The organism is Rhodoferax sp. (genome assembly GCF_014859475.1).
GTDB lineage: Bacteria > Pseudomonadota > Gammaproteobacteria > Burkholderiales > Burkholderiaceae_C > Rhodoferax.
The window spans coordinates 1-18,192 of record NZ_JACUUE010000014.1; the positions used below are offsets into that span (position 1 = coordinate 1).

18 protein-coding genes are annotated in these 18,192 nt (G+C 60.2%); 16 read left to right on the forward strand and 2 right to left on the reverse strand.

From position 1 onward, the window contains the following. Positions 1-330: 330 nt before the first annotated feature. Positions 331-1,758 carry a dihydrolipoyl dehydrogenase gene (gene lpdA / locus IBX54_RS02480; RefSeq protein WP_296541075.1) on the forward strand — a complete coding sequence of 476 codons (1,428 nt, stop codon included), beginning with the start codon at positions 331-333 and terminating at the stop codon, positions 1,756-1,758. A gap of 72 nt (positions 1,759-1,830) precedes the next feature. Further along, complete coding sequence (gene zapE, locus IBX54_RS02485) at positions 1,831-2,928, forward strand: cell division protein ZapE (protein ID WP_296541076.1); 1,098 nt, start codon at positions 1,831-1,833, stop codon at positions 2,926-2,928. 19 nt (positions 2,929-2,947) lie between these two features. On the opposite strand, the gene IBX54_RS02490 is transcribed toward zapE, so the two are convergent. Together IBX54_RS02490 and IBX54_RS02495 are read right to left on the reverse strand one after the other, a co-directional pair. Continuing rightward, positions 2,948-3,712 (reverse strand): protein phosphatase 2C domain-containing protein, encoded by a 765-nt coding sequence (locus IBX54_RS02490; protein ID WP_296541077.1) that lies wholly within the window; start codon positions 3,710-3,712, stop codon positions 2,948-2,950. Positions 3,713-3,716: 4 nt separating this feature from the next. After that, positions 3,717-4,523, reverse strand: coding sequence for an outer membrane protein assembly factor BamD (locus tag IBX54_RS02495; protein ID WP_296541078.1), 807 nt, complete (start codon positions 4,521-4,523; stop codon positions 3,717-3,719). 62 nt (positions 4,524-4,585) lie between these two features. Between IBX54_RS02495 and IBX54_RS02500 the strand changes: the two genes are divergently transcribed. The 14 genes from IBX54_RS02500 (at position 4,586) to hflX (ending at position 18,192) form a co-directional block, all read left to right on the forward strand. Continuing rightward, a complete protein-coding gene (locus tag IBX54_RS02500) occupies positions 4,586-5,554 on the forward strand; it encodes an RluA family pseudouridine synthase (protein WP_296541102.1) in 969 nt (322 codons plus the stop codon). Between the two features lie 115 nt (positions 5,555-5,669). Continuing rightward, positions 5,670-6,305, forward strand: a complete 636-nt coding sequence (gene scpB / locus IBX54_RS02505) for an SMC-Scp complex subunit ScpB (RefSeq protein ID WP_296541079.1) — start codon at positions 5,670-5,672, stop codon at positions 6,303-6,305. Continuing rightward, positions 6,302-7,465, forward strand: coding sequence for a pseudouridine synthase (locus IBX54_RS02510; RefSeq protein WP_296541080.1), 1,164 nt, complete (start codon positions 6,302-6,304; stop codon positions 7,463-7,465). Before scpB ends, IBX54_RS02510 begins: the two co-directional genes overlap by 4 nt. A 113-nt stretch (positions 7,466-7,578) precedes the next feature. Continuing rightward, positions 7,579-8,004, forward strand: a complete 426-nt coding sequence (ndk, locus tag IBX54_RS02515; RefSeq protein WP_296541081.1) for a nucleoside-diphosphate kinase — start codon at positions 7,579-7,581, stop codon at positions 8,002-8,004. 8 nt (positions 8,005-8,012) lie between these two features. Further along, a complete protein-coding gene (gene rlmN, locus IBX54_RS02520) occupies positions 8,013-9,161 on the forward strand; it encodes a 23S rRNA (adenine(2503)-C(2))-methyltransferase RlmN (RefSeq protein WP_296541082.1) in 1,149 nt (382 codons plus the stop codon). Next, a complete protein-coding gene (gene pilW, locus IBX54_RS02525; RefSeq protein WP_296541083.1) occupies positions 9,158-9,985 on the forward strand; it encodes a type IV pilus biogenesis/stability protein PilW in 828 nt (275 codons plus the stop codon). The genes rlmN and pilW overlap by 4 nt, the downstream gene beginning before the upstream one ends. Continuing rightward, on the forward strand, positions 9,978-10,862 hold the full coding sequence (locus tag IBX54_RS02530) for a helix-turn-helix domain-containing protein (protein WP_296541084.1): 885 nt from the start codon (positions 9,978-9,980) through the stop codon (positions 10,860-10,862). Before pilW ends, IBX54_RS02530 begins: the two co-directional genes overlap by 8 nt. Positions 10,863-10,885: 23 nt before the next feature. After that, positions 10,886-12,130, forward strand: coding sequence for a flavodoxin-dependent (E)-4-hydroxy-3-methylbut-2-enyl-diphosphate synthase (gene ispG / locus IBX54_RS02535; RefSeq protein ID WP_296541103.1), 1,245 nt, complete (start codon positions 10,886-10,888; stop codon positions 12,128-12,130). Between the two features lie 30 nt (positions 12,131-12,160). After that, positions 12,161-13,447, forward strand: a complete 1,287-nt coding sequence (gene hisS / locus IBX54_RS02540; protein ID WP_296541104.1) for a histidine--tRNA ligase — start codon at positions 12,161-12,163, stop codon at positions 13,445-13,447. A 12-nt stretch (positions 13,448-13,459) separates the two neighbouring features. Next, complete coding sequence (locus tag IBX54_RS02545; RefSeq protein ID WP_296541085.1) at positions 13,460-14,131, forward strand: tetratricopeptide repeat protein; 672 nt, start codon at positions 13,460-13,462, stop codon at positions 14,129-14,131. Next, positions 14,132-15,274, forward strand: coding sequence for an outer membrane protein assembly factor BamB (bamB, locus tag IBX54_RS02550; protein WP_296541086.1), 1,143 nt, complete (start codon positions 14,132-14,134; stop codon positions 15,272-15,274). A 27-nt stretch (positions 15,275-15,301) separates the two neighbouring features. Further along, positions 15,302-16,639, forward strand: a complete 1,338-nt coding sequence (gene der / locus IBX54_RS02555) for a ribosome biogenesis GTPase Der (protein ID WP_296541087.1) — start codon at positions 15,302-15,304, stop codon at positions 16,637-16,639. Between the two features lie 118 nt (positions 16,640-16,757). Then, positions 16,758-17,009: an RNA chaperone Hfq gene (gene hfq / locus IBX54_RS02560; protein ID WP_296541088.1), complete on the forward strand. Its 252-nt coding sequence runs from the start codon at positions 16,758-16,760 to the stop codon at positions 17,007-17,009. Beyond that, a complete protein-coding gene (hflX, locus tag IBX54_RS02565) occupies positions 16,987-18,192 on the forward strand; it encodes a GTPase HflX (protein WP_296541089.1) in 1,206 nt (401 codons plus the stop codon). The genes hfq and hflX overlap by 23 nt, the downstream gene beginning before the upstream one ends.

Sequence of the window (18,192 nt, forward strand, 5' to 3'; positions counted from 1 at the left end):
ACGACCACCGCATCATCGACGGCCGCGAAGCCGTGCTGGGCCTGGTGGCGATGAAAGAAGCGCTGGAAGATCCGGCGCGCTTGTTGTTTGATATTTAAGCCGCAAGAACCCGGATCTACTCACAAACCGTGAAAGAAGATCGTCACTGCGAGGAGCGTCAGCGACGCGGCAGTCCATGTCTTTTGGATTCATGGATTGCTTCACTTCGTTCGCAATGATGATGTGCGTTTGCAATGACGATGTGCATTCGCCCTGATCCGACCCACCTGAGTCGCTGCAAGAAAGATTCTTGTGGTTGGTGGTTTTTTTTAAGTATTTTCAGGATTTCCTATGAGCAAACAATTTGATGTGATCGTGATTGGTGGCGGCCCCGGTGGCTACATTGCCGCCATTCGCGCTGCCCAGTTGGGCAAAAACGTGGCCTGTGTCGATGAGTGGAAGAATGCCAAGGGCGGCCCGGCACCGGGTGGCACCTGCACCAATGTGGGCTGCATTCCAAGCAAGGCGCTGCTGCAGTCGAGCGAGCATTTCGAACAGGCAAGTCACCACTTTGCCGACCATGGCATCGCGGTCAAGGGCCTGAGCATGGATGCCGCCAAAATGGTGGCGCGCAAGGATGCCGTGGTCAAGCAAAACAACGACGGCATCCTGTACCTGTTCAAGAAAAACAAGGTCAGCTTCTTCCATGGTCGCGCCTCGTTTGCCAAAGCCGTGGACGGTGGTTACGAGATCAAGGTGGCCGGTACCGCTGAAGAAACCCTGGTGGGGCAGCAAATCATTGTGGCCACCGGCTCCAATGCGCGCGCGCTGCCGGGCGCGGCGTTTGACGAGTCCATGGTGCTGTCCAACGAAGGCGCGCTGGCGCTGACCGAGGTGCCCAAGAAACTGGGCTTGATTGGCTCGGGCGTGATCGGCCTGGAGATGGGCTCAGTCTGGCGTCGCCTGGGTTCCGAAGTCACCATTCTGGAAGGTTTGCCAGATTTTCTGGGCGCGGTGGACCAGCAGATCGCCAAGGAAGCGCACAAGGCCTTTGTCAAGCAGGGCCTCAAGATCGAACTCGGTGTCAAGGTCGGCGACATCAAGGTCGGAAAAAAAGGCGTGAGCGTGGCATGGACCAACGCCAAGGGTGAAGCGCAAACGCTTGATGTCGATAAGTTGATTGTGTCGATTGGCCGGGTGCCCAACACCATCGGTTTGAATGCCGAAGCGGTCGGCTTGCAGCTCGACGAGCGCGGTGCGATTGTGGTCGATGGCGACTGCAAGACCAACCTGCCAGGCGTTTGGGCGGTGGGCGACGTGGTGCGCGGCCCGATGCTGGCGCACAAGGCCGAGGAAGAGGGCGTGGCGGTGGCTGAGCGCATTGCCGGTCAGCACGGCCATGTCGATTTCAACACCATCCCCTGGGTCATTTACACCAGCCCCGAGATTGCCTGGGTCGGCCGTACCGAGCAGCAGCTCAAAAAAGACGGCGTGGCTTATAAGGCGGGCACGTTCCCGTTCCTGGCCAACGGCCGCGCGCGCGCGCTGGGCGACACCACCGGCATGGTGAAGATGCTGGCCGACGCGACCAGCGACGAAATTCTGGGCGTGCACATCGTTGGGCCCATGGCCAGCGAGCTGATTGCCGAATGCGTTTTGGCCATGGCGTTTCGCGCCAGCAGCGAAGACATTGCGCGCGTTTGCCATGCCCACCCGACGCTGAGCGAGTCCACCAAGGAAGCGGCGCTGGCGGTTGACAAGCGAACCCTGAACTTCTGATTCGGCATGGCGATGACTGCCCGGGCTTGACACGCAAGTTCGGGCAGCCATTTTTTCTGCGATCGGTCCCACGTGACAGTCAAAAAGATATACCAAGCCGAGTTGCTGGCGCGCGGCTATACCTCAGACCCGGCGCAGTTGCGCGCTGTGCAGGTGCTTGAAACCTGTTCGCGCGAATGGGGCAAGTACCGGGTGCAGCGCTCCAACGCACTTAAAAAACTGATCAACCATCCGCCCATTCCGCGTGGTATTTACATGTACGGCGGCGTGGGGCGCGGCAAGAGCTTTTTGATGGATTGCTTCTACAACGCCGTTCCACTCAAACGCAAGACCCGGCTGCATTTTCACGAATTCATGCGAGAGGTGCACCGGGAACTGGCCAACATGCAGGGCACGGTGAATCCGCTCAATCTGCTGGCCAAGCGCATGGCCGAAAAATTCCGCCTGATCTGCTTTGATGAGTTCCATGTGTCGGATGTCACCGATGCCATGATTCTGCACCGCTTGCTGACGGCCCTTTTCGCGCAAGGCGTGGGCTTTGTCACCACCTCCAACTTCAAGCCGGATGACTTGTATCCCAATGGCCTGCACCGCGACCGCATTTTGCCGGCCATTGCCCTGCTCAATGCGCGTCTGAACGTGATCGACGTCGATAACGGCACCGACTACCGGGGCCAGACCATGTCCCAGCTTGCGCTTTATCACGCGCCACTGGGCGCTGCGGCAGAGGCAAAAATGCGCGATGCCTTTGAGCGCCTGTCCGAATCCCAGGACGAGGACCCTGTGTTGCAGATCGAAGCACGCAAGATTTATGCGCGACGCAAGGCGGGCGGTCTGGTCTGGTTTGATTTCAAGACCCTGTGCGGCGGTCCGCGCTCACAAAACGACTACCTTGAAATTGCCAGTCAGTTCCATACCGTGTTGCTCAGCGATGTGCCGCAGATGCAGCCCCGCATGTCTTCCGAGGCGCGGCGCTTTACCTGGCTCATTGATGTCTTGTACGACCGGCGCGTCAAACTGATCATGTCGGCAGACGTCCCGGCGGATGAACTCTATACCGAAGGCTTGATGAGCAACGAATTCATGCGCACCGTGTCACGACTCCAGGAGATGCAGTCAGCCGAATTCTTGGCCTTGAGCCGCCGTGATGTGGATACCTGTCTGACCTGAGTCCTGAGGTGATTTGGGTTCAGGTGTTGGCGGGCTCAAATTTGACAATCGCCAGCGACATGTTGTCGCCACCGCCGTGCGCTCGGGCCCTGGCTTTTTCTATCAGGAATTCGGTGGCTTCCCGGGGCGCGAGCGAATCCAGCACATTGCCCAATTCTTCATCGCTGAAATAGTGCCAGACACCGTCGCTGCATGCCATCAGGGTATCGCCCACAGACACCTTTGGGATGTGATGAAACGTCATGGACAGATCGCTGGCCAAGCCCAGACAACCCGTCAAAATATTCGACTTGGGATGGCTTTGGGCCATTTCTTCGGTGAGTTCGCCGCAGTCCACCAGCATTTGGACATAGGAGTGGTCCCGCGTGCGCTGGACCAGGTCTTTTCCGTGAAACAGGTAGATGCGCGAATCACCGGCATGGACCCAGTGGCAGTCGCCTGCCGGGTTAAGCAAAAAAGCGGCAGCCGTGCTGTGGGGCTCTTCTTCTGCTGAAATGGCGATCAATTTGATCACTGTATGGGCCTCGCTGAGCAATTGCTCCAGCGTGGCTTTGGGGTCATCGGTGGCCGGGTCATAGCGTTCAAAAAGTTGACGCGCTGTCAGCATGACCTGGTCTGCGGCCTTGCGTCCACCACTGCGCCCGCCCATACCATCAGCCAAAACCGCCAGCAAGCAACCTTTGGCTCTGGGGTGGCTGAGCAAAACCACCTGGTCTTGCTGGTAGTCGCGATCGCCCTTGTGGATGCCGGTCGAAGCGGTAAGCCGGTAAGCTGGGGCGTTCATGCGCTTACCAGAACTTCCACCATGGGTCATTGCCGGATTTGAAGCCTTGCACCAGATATGGGGTATGCGGGTAATTCTTTTCCAGCACGCGCTGTGTGTCGTTGCGCAAGGCAGTCATGCCCAGGGCATCGTAAGACTTGACCATGATGAACAGGGCCTCTTCGAGCGCTGGGACACCCTGGTAGTCAACAATGGCGGTCTGAGCACGGTTGATCGCCGCCAGATAAGCGCCTCGCTCATAATAGTAGCGCGCCACATACACTTCAGATTGCGCCAGCGAGTTCACGATGTAGTTCATGCGCTGGCTCGCCTCGGGGGTGTAGCGCGAATCGGGAAAGCGGCTGACAAGTTCCTTGAACGACTCGAACGAGTCCTTGGCAGCTTTTTGATCGCGCTCTGCCAGATCCTGCCGGGTCAGGCCCGAAAAAAGCCCCAGATCATCGTTGAAATTAACGACCCCCTTGAGGTACAAGGCGTAATCAAGGGCTGGGCTGGAAGGATGCAATTTGATGAAACGGTCGAGCGCGGCGATGGCCAGCACAGGCTCGCCGGCCTTGTAATGGGCATAGGCCTTGTCGAGTTGCGCTTGTTGTGCCAAAGGCGTGCCGGCAGCGCGCCCCTCGAGTTTTTCCAGCAGCACGACGGCTTTGTCATAAGCCCCGCTGCTCATTTCGTCCTTGGCCTCTGCATAAATTTTGTTGGGGCTCCACTCGGCGGTTGGGTCCGTCGGGGTGCTCGAGCAAGCGCTCAGCAAAACGACGCTGCCAGCCAACATCCAGGCACAAACGGCAGATAATTTGGCAAGAGACATAGCGAAAGACTTTCTTGAAAAAAACAGAGTTAATTATATCGGGCACCCTCTGCCTGGATGAGCTGGAAGGGGGCGGGCAGGTCGAGCCGGAAGTTGAGCAACGCACGCTGGTTTTCACCGCTGAGCACCATGGTATGCGATTAGACCGGGCCCTGGTTGACCTGGTGCCTGAATTTTCCCGCAATTACTTGCAGCAATTGATCGACCTGGGCGGTGTCAGCCTCAATGGCCAGGTGCAGAACAAGGCTGCCCACAAGGTCAGAGCCTCGGATGGCGGCATGATCGAACTGCGGCCAACGCCGCAAAGCCAGGCCTTCAAGGCAGAAGCCATGGCGCTTGACGTGGTTTATGTCGATGCGCATTTGCTGGTCATCAACAAACCCGCCGGGCTGGTGGTGCATCCCGCCCCCGGCAACTGGGCGGGCACCCTGATGAACGGGCTGCTGGCTTATGACGCCAAAGCTTTCGATTTGCCGCGGGCCGGCATCGTCCATCGTCTTGACAAAGACACCAGCGGCCTGATGGTGGTGGCGCGCACCCGCGGCGTGATGGATGCGCTGGTGCGTGCCATTGCCGCACGCGAGGTCAAGCGTCAGTACCTGGCCATCGGCCAGGGGCCGTGGTCCGGTGCCACCCGTTGCATGGTCGATGCGGCCATTGGTCGCGACCCGGCCAACCGGCTGCGCATGGCGGCCGTCGATCTGTCGATTCATCCGGGAAAACCGGCCAGGACCGACTTCGAATTGCGCGCCAATGCGGCCCAGGCCTGTCTGGTGCAATGCACCCTGCACACCGGAAGAACCCACCAAATCAGGGTCCACATGGCCAAATTGATGCATCCGCTGGCAGGCGATGCGCTTTATGGCGGCTCGATGGCGCTTGGCATTCAAAGGCAGGCCTTGCACGCCTATCGGCTTGCTTTTGAGCACCCGGTCAGCCACGAACCAATGTCCTTTTCTGCCGAGTTGCCCGCCGATTTTTCACAAGCGCTCACGACGCTGGGGCTCACGTACAATCAAGCCATCTTTTGATTTGTTGTGCCACTGCGCAACAGATGCGTCACCGAACACTTTGTCGGTTTGTCACGCCCCTTCCACTCTTTGTTTTGATGTCTGTTTCGGCATCCCTTTTCACTGTTGCGACACCATGAAAACTTTGGATGCCAAGTGCATTCTTGAGGCTGCCTTGATGTGCGCCCAACAGCCCATGTCGATGCATGACATGCAGTTGCTTTTCGGGCAGGAGCTCAGCTTGTCCGACGTGCGTCTGTTGTTGAACGACTTGCAGCAGGACTGGTCGCAGCGCGGGGTGGAACTGGTGCAACTGGCGAGCGGCTGGCGGTTCCAGAGCCGTGCCGAAATGCGGCCTTACCTGGATCGCCTGTATCCGGAGAAACCGCCGCGCTATGCCCGTGCCACGCTGGAGACGCTGGCCATCATTGCCTACCGTCAGCCTGTCACCCGGGGCGATATCGAGGACATTCGCGGCGTGACCGTGAATTCGCTGACGATCAAGCAACTCGAAGACCGGGGCTGGATCGAGGCGATCGGGCATCGCGATACCGTCGGGCGGCCAGCGCTGTTGGCCACCACGCGGCAATTTCTGGACGATCTGGGGCTGGCCTCGCTGGACCAGCTGCCCTTGCTGGGCGACTCGGTTACCGCCATGGATGGCCTGGACCGGGCGATGGCTTCGACCCCTGAGTTAAATTGGTCTGAAACTGCAGTTTCTGTTGAAGTGGAAATAGCGGTATCGAACATGGAGTCAAAGGAATCAACATGAAGCAAGAACAAGCAGATAGCCAGGCGTCCCTGGCGATCCGGTTCGAAGATGTCGTCTCGGGTCAGTTTGATGCCGAAGACACACAGGTCTCAGCCCCGCTCAAAAGGGTGCTGGCGCCGCAGCCGGAGTCGCCCAAACTGCACAAGGTTTTGGCACAGGCCGGCATGGGCTCGCGGCTGGAGATGGAGCAGTTGATCATGGAGGGCCGCATCACCGTCAACAACGAACCGGCGCACATTGGCCAGCGGGTTCAATTTGGCGACCACGTCAAGGTCAACGGCAAACCGATTCGTTTCAGGATCGAGCCACCGCCAGCGCGCGTCATCGCCTATCACAAGCCGGCAGGCGAAGTGGTGTCCAACGACGATCCGCAAAACCGACCCACCGTTTTTCGCAAGCTGCCCAAGCTGTTCCAGGGCAAGTGGCAGGCCGTGGGCCGGCTGGACCTGAACACCGAGGGCTTGCTGCTGTTCACCAGTTCCGGTGAACTGGCCAACAACCTGATGCATCCGCGCTTTGGTCTGGAGCGCGAATACGCGGTGCGGGTGCTGGGCGCCTTGAATCCTGAAGAAAAACAGCGCTTGCTCGATGGTGTCAAGCTCGACGACGGCCTGGCCAATTTCGGTGCCATCGAACCCGGCGGTGGCGAGGGCGCCAACTGCTGGTACCGGGTCACGATTTCCGAGGGTCGCAACCGCGAAGTGCGGCGCATGTTCGAGGCCGTTGGCCATGCCGTGAGCCGTCTGATCCGCATCCGCTACGGCGCCATGGTGTTGCCGCGCGGCCTCAAACGCGGTGCCTGGATGGAGCTTGACGCGGCCGACATCAATGCGTTGACGCAAAAAGCCAGAAACGCAGCCGCGCCAGCCGCCGCTGAAGCGCTACGGTCTGAGGCGCAAGAAGGTCAGAGTCGTGCGCGAGTGCCGCGTTCGCCCTTGCGTGGTCGCCGCCCGGCGGGTGGGCGCAACCAGGCCGGGCGCAACAACAAGCCCGGTGCCAATGCTGGCGCTGCTGCTGGCAACGCGCAGCCTGATCCGTTGAAAACCAGTTTTGGCTATATCGGCGCCGACAGTTTCAACCGGCAAAGACAGGAGCAGGGCAGCAAGCGCGGCGCGGGTTCCGGATCATCCGGCGGCAGGCGCCTCGGCAAAAGCCGTTGAACTGTGGATTTGGCTTGGTTCACGGGGCAAATCCGGGCAGATCAGGTTAACATCCAAGGTTTTGACAAACGCGTCGAAATCATCACCCATCACAACATTTATCAGGAAAAATCATGACCATTGAACGTACCCTTTCCATCATCAAGCCCGATGCCGTCGCCAAAAACGTGATCGGCCAAATTTACGCCCGATTTGAAGCCGCGGGCCTGAAAATTGTCGCCGCCAAAATGGCTCACCTGTCTCGCGGCGAGGCCGAGGCTTTCTACGCCGTGCACAAAGCCCGTCCGTTTTTCAAGGATCTGGTCGATTTCATGGTTTCCAGCCCGGTCATGATCCAGGTGCTCGAAGGCGAAAATGCCGTGTTGAAACACCGTGACCTGATGGGTGCAACCGACCCGAAAAAAGCGGCACCCGGCACCATCCGCGCTGATTTCGCTGACAGCATCGATGCCAACGCCGTGCATGGCTCCGACGCTGCGGAAACCGCCGCCGTCGAGATCGCGTTTTTCTTTGCCGGCATGAACGTTTACTCGCGTTAATACCAGGCATGACGGTTAACCTGCTCGATCTCGATCTTGAGGGCTTGACCGTCTTTTGCGAGCGGTTGGGCGAAAAGCGCTTTCGCGCGGTGCAACTGTTCCGCTGGATTCACCAGAAGGGCGCGCGTCAATTCGACGAGATGACCGATCTGGCCAAATCCTTGCGCGAAAAGCTCAAGACCAGCGCCCGGATCGAGCCGCTGGCGGTCGTCTCGCAGCATATTTCATCGGACGGCACCATCAAATGGCTGTTCGATGTGGGTGGTGGCAACGCCATTGAAACCGTGTTCATCCCCGAAGAAGACCGTGGCACTTTGTGCATTTCGTCCCAGGCTGGCTGTGCCGTTGGTTGCCGGTTTTGTTCAACCGGGCACCAGGGCTTCAGCCGCAACCTCACGACCGGTGAAATCGTGGCCCAGCTCTGGTTTGCCGAGCATTTCTTGCGCCGTCACCTGCAGCGCGATGAACGCGTCATCTCCAATGTGGTCATGATGGGCATGGGTGAGCCGCTGCAAAATTATGGTGAACTGGTGCCCGCCTTGCGCGTGATGCTCGACGACCATGGCTACGGCCTCTCAAGGCGCCGGGTGACGGTGTCAACCTCGGGCATCGTGCCCATGATCGACCGTTTGGCGCAAGACTGCCCGGTGGCGCTGGCGGTGTCGCTGCACGCGCCCAACGATGCGCTGCGCGACACTTTGGTGCCGCTGAACCTGAAGTACCCGCTGGCGCAACTGGTTGCGGCGTGCCATCGCTACCTGGCTTTCGCGCCGCGCGATTTCATTACCTTTGAATACTGCATGCTCGATGGCGTCAACGACACCGATGCCTGCGCGCGTCAGCTTGCTGAGCGGGTCAAAGCCCATCCGGGAGCCTGGTGCAAATTCAATTTGATCCCATTCAATCCCTTTCCGGCCTCCGGCTTGTTGCGCTCCAAACCCGAACGTGTACAGGCCTTTGCCAGAATCCTCAATGACGCGGGCATCACCACCACGGTTCGCAAAACCCGCGGTGACGACATCGATGCGGCCTGCGGCCAGTTGGCCGGCGATGTCAAGGATCGCACCAAGGTGATGGTGCGGATGGAGCGCAACAGAACTCTGCGGCCGCATGCATTGCAGGTTTCGGCCAACACCGACACGGGAGTTTCAGCATGAGCACCAAAGTGACCGATCTCCAACGCGGCTGGGGGGTGTTGCTATTGGCCTTGACTTTGTTTGGCGGGTCTCTGTTGACGGGCTGTGCCAGTACTTCCGGGCCGGGCGCCAACAGCCGCGCGGATCTTGTGACGGATTCAGACGAATCCAGCGACAGGAAAAGAGCGCGCATCCGGGTTGAATTGGCGGTGGGCTACCTTGGGCAAGGCAAAACCACCATTGCGCTCGATGAAGTCAAGTTGGCGCTGGCCGCCGATCCCGAGTTTGCCGATGCCTACAGTTTGCGCGGGCTGATTTACATGCGTCTCAATGAGTTTTCGCTGGCACAGGACAGCTTCATGAAAGCGCTCTCGATACGTCCCGGCGATGCCAATATTTTGCATAATCTGGGGTGGTTGCGGTGCCAGCAGGCACGCTACCCCGAGGCCCTGGCTGATTTTTCCAGGGCATTGTCAGACCCCGCCTACGGCGAACGCGCCAAAACCTACATGGCCCAGGGGCTCTGCCAGATCAGGGCCGGGCAGCGGCGCGAAGCGGAACAGAGCCTGCTCAAATCGTATGAGTTGGATGCGGCCAATCCTGTCACCGGCTACAACCTTGCCAATTTGCTGTTTCAAAATGCCGATTTTGCCAGGGCCCAGTTCTATATCCGACGCATCAACAACAGCGAATGGGCCAACGCCGAGTCGCTTTGGCTCGGCATCAAGGTGGAAAACCGGATGGCCGACCGGGTCGCGCTGCTGCAGTTGGCCAATCAGTTAGAAAAGCGCTTTGCGCAGTCCAGGCAAGCGGACGCTTACCGGCGAGGTGCCTTTGATGAGTGAGCCGAGCCAGAATGATCAGTCTCAGCCTGCGGCCGATTCGGTGGCTGGCGGCGCTACAGCCGGGGCCTTGTTAAAAGTCGCGCGCGAGGCGCAGGGTCTGCATGTCGGCATTTTGGCGGTCATGCTCAAAGTTCCCGTGCACAAGCTCGAAGCCCTGGAAGCTGACCGCTACGATGAGCTGCTCGATGTCGTCTTTACGCGTGCGTTGGCAGCCAGCATGTGTCGGGTACTCAAGATTGACCCCACGGCTGTTATGGCGGCGCTGCCTCAAAGCGAAGTTCGCCGCGTCAAGACCAGCCTTTCGGGCCTCAACACGCCCATCAAAACAGGTCGGTTCACCCTGGGAGAGCAGCTCGGAAGCCGCTTGACCAGTCCCCTGGGTTTGGCTGTTGGTCTGCTGGTGCTGGGGATCGTTGCGATTCTCTTATGGCCCGAACTCCAGCGTCCTGATGTTGTGGCCGAGGAGATAGCGCGCAGCTCTGAAGCCCAGACCAGTCAAATCACCACGCCGCTGATTCCCGCCTTGACGGCATCGGCGCAGCTGCCAGCCGATGCCACTGCGCTTGCGCCAGTCTCGCCAGATCAAGCCGCTGTAGTTCAAGAGCCCGAAGCAAACCCCGGCGCTGCCTCAGCGGCGGCCCAGGCCATCTTGACCTTGCAAGCCCGTGGCGCATGCTGGGTCGAGATCATCGACGGCGCTGGCATCGTGCAATTGCGCAAGATCATGGAGCCAGGTGAATTGGTTCAGCTTGGCGGGGCCTTGCCCTTGTCGGTGGTCTTGGGGCGTGCTGACGAAGTGGAAGTAAGCGTGCGCGGTCAGCGGCTCGATGTGACGTCGATGAGCAAAGCCAACGTGGCCCGATTCGAGGTGAAGTAATGCAAAACAGCCAGCCCGTTCCCATGTCCAGTGCGGCGCCGCGCAATTCACGCCAAGCCCGGATTGTCTGGGGCAAACACACCGTGACCGTGGGCGGCGATGCGCCGGTGCGGGTGCAGTCCATGACCAATACTGACACCGCTGACGTGATCGGCACCGCGATCCAGGTCAAGGAACTGGCGCTGGCCGGGTCAGAGTTGGTGCGCCTGACGGTCAACACGCCCGAAGCCGCGCAAGCGGTGGCGCCCATTCGTGCGCAACTCGACCGTATGGGCATCGACGTGCCTCTGATTGGCGATTTCCATTACAACGGCCACCGTTTGCTGACCGATTACCCCGAGTGCGCGCAGGCGCTGTCCAAGTACCGCATCAACCCCGGCAACGTGGGCAAGGGCGACAAGCACGACCGCCAGTTTGGCATCATGATCGAAGCGGCGATACGCTATAACAAAGCGGTGCGCATTGGTGTCAACTGGGGCAGCCTGGACCAAGAATTACTGGCCGACCTGATGGACCAGAACAGCCGGCGCAACCCGCCCTGGGGTGCCAAGCCGGTGATGTACGAAGCCTTGATCACCTCGGCGCTGGACTCGGCGCAGCAGGCGGTTGACTTGGGGCTGGAGCCGAACCAGATCATTTTGTCGTGCAAGGTCAGCGGCGTACAGGACCTGATTTCAGTCTATCGCGAATTGGCCCGGCGCGGCAACTACGCCCTGCACTTGGGCCTGACCGAAGCCGGCATGGGCACCAAAGGGGCGGTGGCATCAGCCGCGGCCCTGTCGATCCTGTTGCAGGAAGGCATTGGCGACACCATCCGCGTGTCGCTCACGCCGCAACCGGGCGAATCGCGCACGCAAGAGGTGGTGATTGCCTCCGAAATTTTGCAATCTCTGGAACTGCGCTCCTTTGTGCCCAGCGTGACTGCCTGCCCGGGCTGCGGCCGCACCACCAGCACCACGTTCCAGGAGCTCACCCAGCAAATTGAAGGTTTTCTGCGTGCCCAGATGCCGGTTTGGCGCAGCCAGTACCCGGGCGTTGAAAAAATGAAAGTGGCGGTGATGGGTTGCATCGTCAACGGCCCTGGCGAAAGCAAGCAGGCCGACATCGGCATCAGCCTGCCCGGCACCGGCGAGGCTCCCGCCGCCCCGGTCTTCATCGACGGCGAAAAACGCATGACCCTGCGCGGCGAGTCAATCGCCCAGGAGTTCCAGGCAATTGTGGAAGATTACGTGCAAAAGCGCTTTGGCGTGCCAACTGCTTTGATTTGAATGGCCATGACTGAAACCATCCCCCAAAAAATAGAAAAACTCACCGCCGTCAAAGGCATGAACGACGTGTTGCCGCCCGACTCGGCGGCTGTTGAGTGGCTCGAAGCCAAAGTGCGCGCCCTGATGGCGCGTTACGCCTACCGCAACATCCGCACGCCCATCGTCGAGCGCACGCCGCTGTTCATTCGCGGCTTGGGCGAGGTGACCGACATTGTCGAAAAGGAAATGTACTGTTTTGAGGACCGTCTCAATGGCGACCCGCTGACGCTGCGCCCCGAGGCCACCGCCGGCGTGGTACGCGCGGCGCTGGAGCACAACCTGTTGTACGACGGCGGCAAGCGCCTGTATTACATGGGGCCGATGTTTCGCCACGAGCGTCCGCAAAAAGGCCGCTACCGTCAGTTTGACCAGATCGGCGCCGAGGCACTGGGCTTTGCCGGCGCGGAGGTCGATGCCGAACTGATTCTGATGGCGCAGGCGCTGTGGCAGGAAATCGGCCTCACTGACGTGCGCCTGGAACTCAACAGCCTGGGACAACCGCAGGAGCGACTGGAGCACCGCAAGGCGCTCATCGCCCACTTTGAACACCACGCCGAGGAGCTCGATGAGGACGCAAAACGTCGTCTTTACAGCAATCCGTTGCGCATCCTCGACAGCAAAAATCCGCACATGCAGGCGCTGGTTGAAAGCGCGCCCAAGCTGCTCGACTTTTTGGGCGCTGAATCGCTGGCGCATTTCAAGGCCTTGACCGACATTCTGCAAGCCAATGGCGTGGCTTACAGCGTCAACCCGCGCCTGGTGCGCGGCATGGACTATTACAACCTGACGGTTTTCGAGTTCGTTACCGACCGCCTGGGCGCGCAGGGCACGGTGTGCGCGGGCGGCCGTTACGACTATCTGTTTGAGCAGTTGGGCGGCAAACCGGCACCCGCCGTGGGCTGGGCGCTGGGCGTTGACCGCGTGCTCGCCCTGGCCAAAGGCGCGGGCCTGCCCGAAGTGAGTCCGCCGCTGGATGCCTACGCCATCGTGACCGATGTCGCGGCCTTGCCACTGGTTTTGTCCACCTTGCAGGCCTTGCGTGCGGCAGGTACCAGCGTGCAGATGCATGCCGGCAGCGGCACCGCCATGGGCAGCATGAAGAGCCAGTTCAAACGCGCCGATGCCAGTGGCGCACGCTTTGCCCTGATTTTTGGCCCCGATGAAATCCAGGCCGGCCAAGTCACGGTCAAACCCCTGCGCGATGCCAGCGCCGCTCAGCAAGTGCATGCGCTGGCCGACGTGGCGAGTTGGGCTGCCACCCTACAATCAGCCGCTTAACCGGAACCCCCCATGGCCAAACAATTAGACCTCGAAGAACAAGAACAACTCGACCAGATCAAACATTTCTGGAAGCAGTACGGCAATGCCATCACTTGGGCGCTCATCGTCGTTTTAGGAGCCTTTGCCAGCTGGAATTTTTACAATTACTGGCAACGCAGCCAGGCCCAGCAGGCGGCCGCTTTGTTTGACGAGGTTGACCGTGCTGTGCAGGCGGGCGATGCAGCGCGCATTGACCGTGTGTTTGGCGATATGAAAGACAAATTTGCCGGCACCGCCTATGCGCAGCAGTCGGGCTTGCTGGTGGCCAGGCAGTACATCAATTTGAACCAGCTCGACGCCGCCAAGGCTGCGCTGACTTGGGTGGCCGAAAAGTCTTCGGATGCGGGCTATCAGGCGCTGGCGCGGTTACGCCTGGCCGCCATCGCCATGGAAAGCAAGAATCATGAGGAAGCGCTGGGCCTTTTGAACAGCGCTTATCCGCCCGGTTTCGAAGCACTGGTGGCCGATCGCAAAGGCGATGTCTTTGCCCTGCAGGGCGACAAAGCCAAGGCGGTCGCCGAATACGAAAAGGCCTATCGCCTGTTTGACCCGCGCACCGATTACCGTCGTCTGGTTGAGGTCAAGCTCAACGCCTTGGGCGTTGAGCTCGCAGCGCAAGTGGCCACTGCGGCCGGAAAGTAGTTGATCATGGCAAATCATTTCTCTGTCGCCTCTTGGCGTTCTCTGCTGGCAGCCGTGCTGGTCGCAGCGCTGGCGGCTTGCGCCAGTGGGCCGGACCAGCTCAAGCCGGCCGATTTGGGCGCCAACCCTGGGCTGCTTGGCGTGCGCACGGTCTGGAACAACAAAATCGCACCGCTTGATTTTCCCTTGCAGGTCAAGGTGGACGGCTCTGCGGTGACGCTCGCCGGCGCGGATGGCGTGGTGCAGTCGTTTGATGCGCACAGCGGCGCGTCAATTTGGCGCGCCGAGGTGGGTGCTCCCATTTCTGCCGGGGTGGGCAGCGACGGCCTGTTTGCCGCTGTGGTGACGCGCGCCAATGAGCTGGTGGTGCTGGAGGCTGGCCAAGTGCTTTGGCGCGCGCGTTTGACGGCGCAGGTTTTCACCGCCCCGCTGGTGGCCGGCGAGCGCGTCTTTGTGCTGGCGGCCGACCGTGGCGTGGCAGCCTTTGACGCCCGCAGCGGGCGCAAGCTCTGGCAACAGCAGCGCCCCGGCGAAGCGCTGGTGTTGCGCCAGGCTGGCATCCTGATGCCGATAGGCAACACCTTGGTGGCCGGGTTGGCCGGGCATCTGGTCGGCATGAACCCGCTTAATGGCAATGTGGTCTGGGACGCGCCACTGGCAACGCCGCGCGGCACCAATGATATTGAACGCCTGGTGGACTTGGTGGGCGGCGTTAGCCGTCAGGGCAACGAGGTGTGCGCGCGCGCTTTCCAGAGCACCGTGGCTTGTGTCGATACGCTGCGTGGTTCGGTCATCTGGAAGCGCGCGGCGGTTGGCACCGTGGGTTTGCACGGCGACGCAAGCCAGGTGGTTGGTGTCGAAAGTGATGGCACTTTGCTGGCTTGGCGCCGCAGCAACGGCGAACCGGTCTGGACTGCGCAGCAACTGCGTTACCGCAAGCTGAGCGCGCCGCTGGTGCTGGGACGCTCGGTGGTGGTGGGCGATGCCACCGGACTGGTGCACTTCTTGTCACGCACCGACGGCACCCCGTTGACCCGTCTGTCAACCGACGGCTCGGCCATTGCCGTGACGCCGGTGGTGGCCGCAGACACCTTGGTGGTGGTCACGCGCAACGGCGGTGTTTACGGTTTTCGGCCCGAATAACATGCACACTTTCACGGAATCCAAGGCATGAAGCCGGTCCTGGCATTGGTCGGACGCCCCAACGTCGGCAAATCGACCCTGTTCAACCGCCTGACCAAATCGCGCGATGCCATCGTCGCAGATTACGCCGGTTTGACGCGCGACCGCCACTACGGCAACGGCAAACAGGGCAAACACGAGTACATCGTGATCGACACCGGCGGTTTCGAGCCCGATGCTGATGCCGGCATTTACAAGGAAATGGCCAAGCAAACGCGCCAGGCCGTGGCCGAGGCCGACGTGGTGATTTTTATGGTCGATGCCCGCGCCGGTGTCTCGGCGCAGGACCACGACATTGCCAATTACCTGCGGCGTCTGGGCAAGCCTTGCCTGCTGGTTGCCAACAAAGCCGAAGGCCTGCTGGCCAGCGGCCAACTGGTCGAGTTTTATGAACTGGGGCTGGGTGAAGTGCATGCGGTATCTGCCGCGCATAACCAGGGCGTTCGCCCCCTCCTTGATCTGGCTTTGCAAACGATTCAGCACGCCGAAGAAGAGGCAGAAGAAGCAGAACAAATCGGTGTCATCAAGCTGGCGATTGCTGGCCGGCCCAATGTCGGCAAATCCACGCTGATCAATGTCTGGCTGGGCGAAGAACGCCTGGTGGCGTTCGACCTGCCCGGCACCACGCGCGATGCGATTTCGGTGCCGTTCGAGCGCAACGGGCAAAAGTTCGAACTGATCGACACGGCAGGTTTGCGCAGGCGCGGCAAAGTGTTCGAGGCCATCGAAAAGTTTTCAGTGGTCAAAACCCTGCAAGCCATCGAGTCGGCCCACGTCGTGCTGCTGCTCATTGATGCCACCCAGGGCGTGACCGACCAGGACGCGCACATTGCCGGCTACATTCTGGAAAACGGCCGTGCCGTGGTGCTTGCGGTCAACAAATGGGATGCGGTGGACGACTACCAGCGCGAGCTGGTCAAGCGCTCCATCGAGACCCGCCTGCCTTTCCTGAAGTTTGCCAATCTGCATTTCATCTCGGCGCAAAAGCGCCAGGGCCTGGGGCCTTTGTGGGCTTCCATTGCGCAGGCCTACAAGGCGGCGAACTGCAAAATGTCAACCCCGGTGCTGACGCGCTTGCTGCTCGAGGCCGTGCAATTCCAGAGCCCAAAGCGCGGCGGTATGTTCCGGCCCAAACTGCGCTATGCGCACCAGGGTGGCATGAATCCGCCGGTCATCGTCATTCATGGCAATTCGCTCGAGCACGTGACTGATGCCTACAAGCGTTTCCTCGAGGGGCGGTTCCGCCAGGCCTTTGATCTGGTGGGAACGCCGCTGCGCATCGAGTTCAAAACCTCGAGCAATCCTTTTGCCGACAAAGTCGCGTAATCGGCATTGGTTTCTGCGGCCTGTCAATTTCTTGAGGATTTAGCCGCCGGCCGTCGCGATTGCGGATATCACTGTGGTATCGTCACCCCTTCTTAAAATTCACAACACGGAGAATATCGTGAATAACAAAGGCCAACTCTTGCAAGATCCCTTTCTGAACACATTGCGTCGGGAACATGTGCCCGTGTCAATTTATTTGGTCAATGGCATCAAGCTGCAAGGTCAAATCGAGTCGTTCGATCAGTATGTCGTGCTGTTGCGCAACACCGTGACGCAAATGGTTTACAAACACGCCATTTCGACCATCGTTCCCGGACGCGCCGTCAATTTCTCAGTAGCAGCCGAGGGTGACCAGCCTGCAGCAGCCTGAGCGCTCCGTCACCCCCGCCTTGCTGGTGGGGGTCGATTTGGGCTTTCCCTTTTTTGATGCCGAACTCGAAGAGCTGGGGCTGCTGGCGCAAACCGCCGGGCTCACACCCGTTGCGCGTCTGACCTGCAAGCGCAAGGCACCAGATGCGGCCCTGTTCATCGGCAGCGGCAAGGCGGACGAAATCAAACAGCTCGCCAGCCAACTGGGCGTGCAGGAAATCCTTTTCGACCAAAGCCTTAGTCCGGCGCAGCAGCGCAACCTGGAGCGTCACCTGGAGTTGCCGGTCAATGACCGCACCCTGTTGATCCTGCAAATTTTTGCCCAGCGTGCGCGCAGCCACGAAGGCAAGCTGCAGGTCGAACTGGCCCGCTTGCAGTACCTGAGCACCCGTCTGGTGCGGCGCTGGTCGCACCTGGAGCGCCAAAGTGGCGGCATCGGCATGCGCGGCGGGCCGGGTGAGTCGCAGATCGAGCTCGACCGGCGCATGATCAGCGACAACATCAAGCGCATCAAGGAGCGCCTCGTCAAGGTCAAGCGCCAGCGCGCCACCCAGCGTCGCCAGCGCTCGCGCCGCGATGCCTTCAACATCTCGCTGGTGGGCTACACCAACGCCGGCAAGTCAACGCTCTTCAATGCGCTGGTCAAGGCACGGGTCTATGCCGCCGACCAATTGTTTGCCACGCTCGACACCACCACCCGGCAGTTGTACCTGGGCGAACTCGGGCGCGTCATTTCCTTGTCGGACACGGTCGGTTTCATCCGCGACCTGCCGCACGGGCTGGTCAATGCGTTTCAGGCCACCTTGCAGGAAGCCGTGGATGCCGACCTGCTGCTGCATGTGGTTGATTTTTCCGGTCCGAGCCACGTCGAGCAAATCGCCGAGGTGCAGCGCGTTCTGGCCGAAATCGGTGCCGCCGACATTCCCCAAGTACTGATTTTCAACAAGCTCGATCAGGTCGCGCCCGAGCTGCGCCCCACGGTGCTGCAAGACATGTACGATCTCGCGGGGGTGGCCACGCCACGCGTGTTTTTGAGCGCGCAAACCAGTGAGGGCTTGCCCTTGCTGCGTCAATTGCTGGTAGAGAAAATTCGAGGCGATACGCAGGAGCCTTCGTCGCCAGATTTCCATGCAAGTCATGAGGCTGACGCCAGTTTCGGCACAATGGCATCAAAACAAAACTGA

Coding starts and splice junctions, on each gene's coding strand:
- der (WP_296541087.1), top strand. CDS start 15,302: ATGAAGCCGGTCCTGGCATTGGTCGGACGCCCCAACGTCGGCAAATCG.
- ispG (WP_296541103.1), top strand. CDS start 10,886: ATGTCCAGTGCGGCGCCGCGCAATTCACGCCAAGCCCGGATTGTCTGG.
- IBX54_RS02495 (WP_296541078.1), bottom strand. CDS start 4,523: ATGTCTCTTGCCAAATTATCTGCCGTTTGTGCCTGGATGTTGGCTGGC.
- IBX54_RS02490 (WP_296541077.1), bottom strand. CDS start 3,712: ATGAACGCCCCAGCTTACCGGCTTACCGCTTCGACCGGCATCCACAAG.
- ndk (WP_296541081.1), top strand. CDS start 7,579: ATGACCATTGAACGTACCCTTTCCATCATCAAGCCCGATGCCGTCGCC.
- IBX54_RS02530 (WP_296541084.1), top strand. CDS start 9,978: ATGAGTGAGCCGAGCCAGAATGATCAGTCTCAGCCTGCGGCCGATTCG.
- scpB (WP_296541079.1), top strand. CDS start 5,670: ATGAAAACTTTGGATGCCAAGTGCATTCTTGAGGCTGCCTTGATGTGC.
- IBX54_RS02545 (WP_296541085.1), top strand. CDS start 13,460: ATGGCCAAACAATTAGACCTCGAAGAACAAGAACAACTCGACCAGATC.
- lpdA (WP_296541075.1), top strand. CDS start 331: ATGAGCAAACAATTTGATGTGATCGTGATTGGTGGCGGCCCCGGTGGC.
- pilW (WP_296541083.1), top strand. CDS start 9,158: ATGAGCACCAAAGTGACCGATCTCCAACGCGGCTGGGGGGTGTTGCTA.
- rlmN (WP_296541082.1), top strand. CDS start 8,013: ATGACGGTTAACCTGCTCGATCTCGATCTTGAGGGCTTGACCGTCTTT.
- IBX54_RS02510 (WP_296541080.1), top strand. CDS start 6,302: ATGAAGCAAGAACAAGCAGATAGCCAGGCGTCCCTGGCGATCCGGTTC.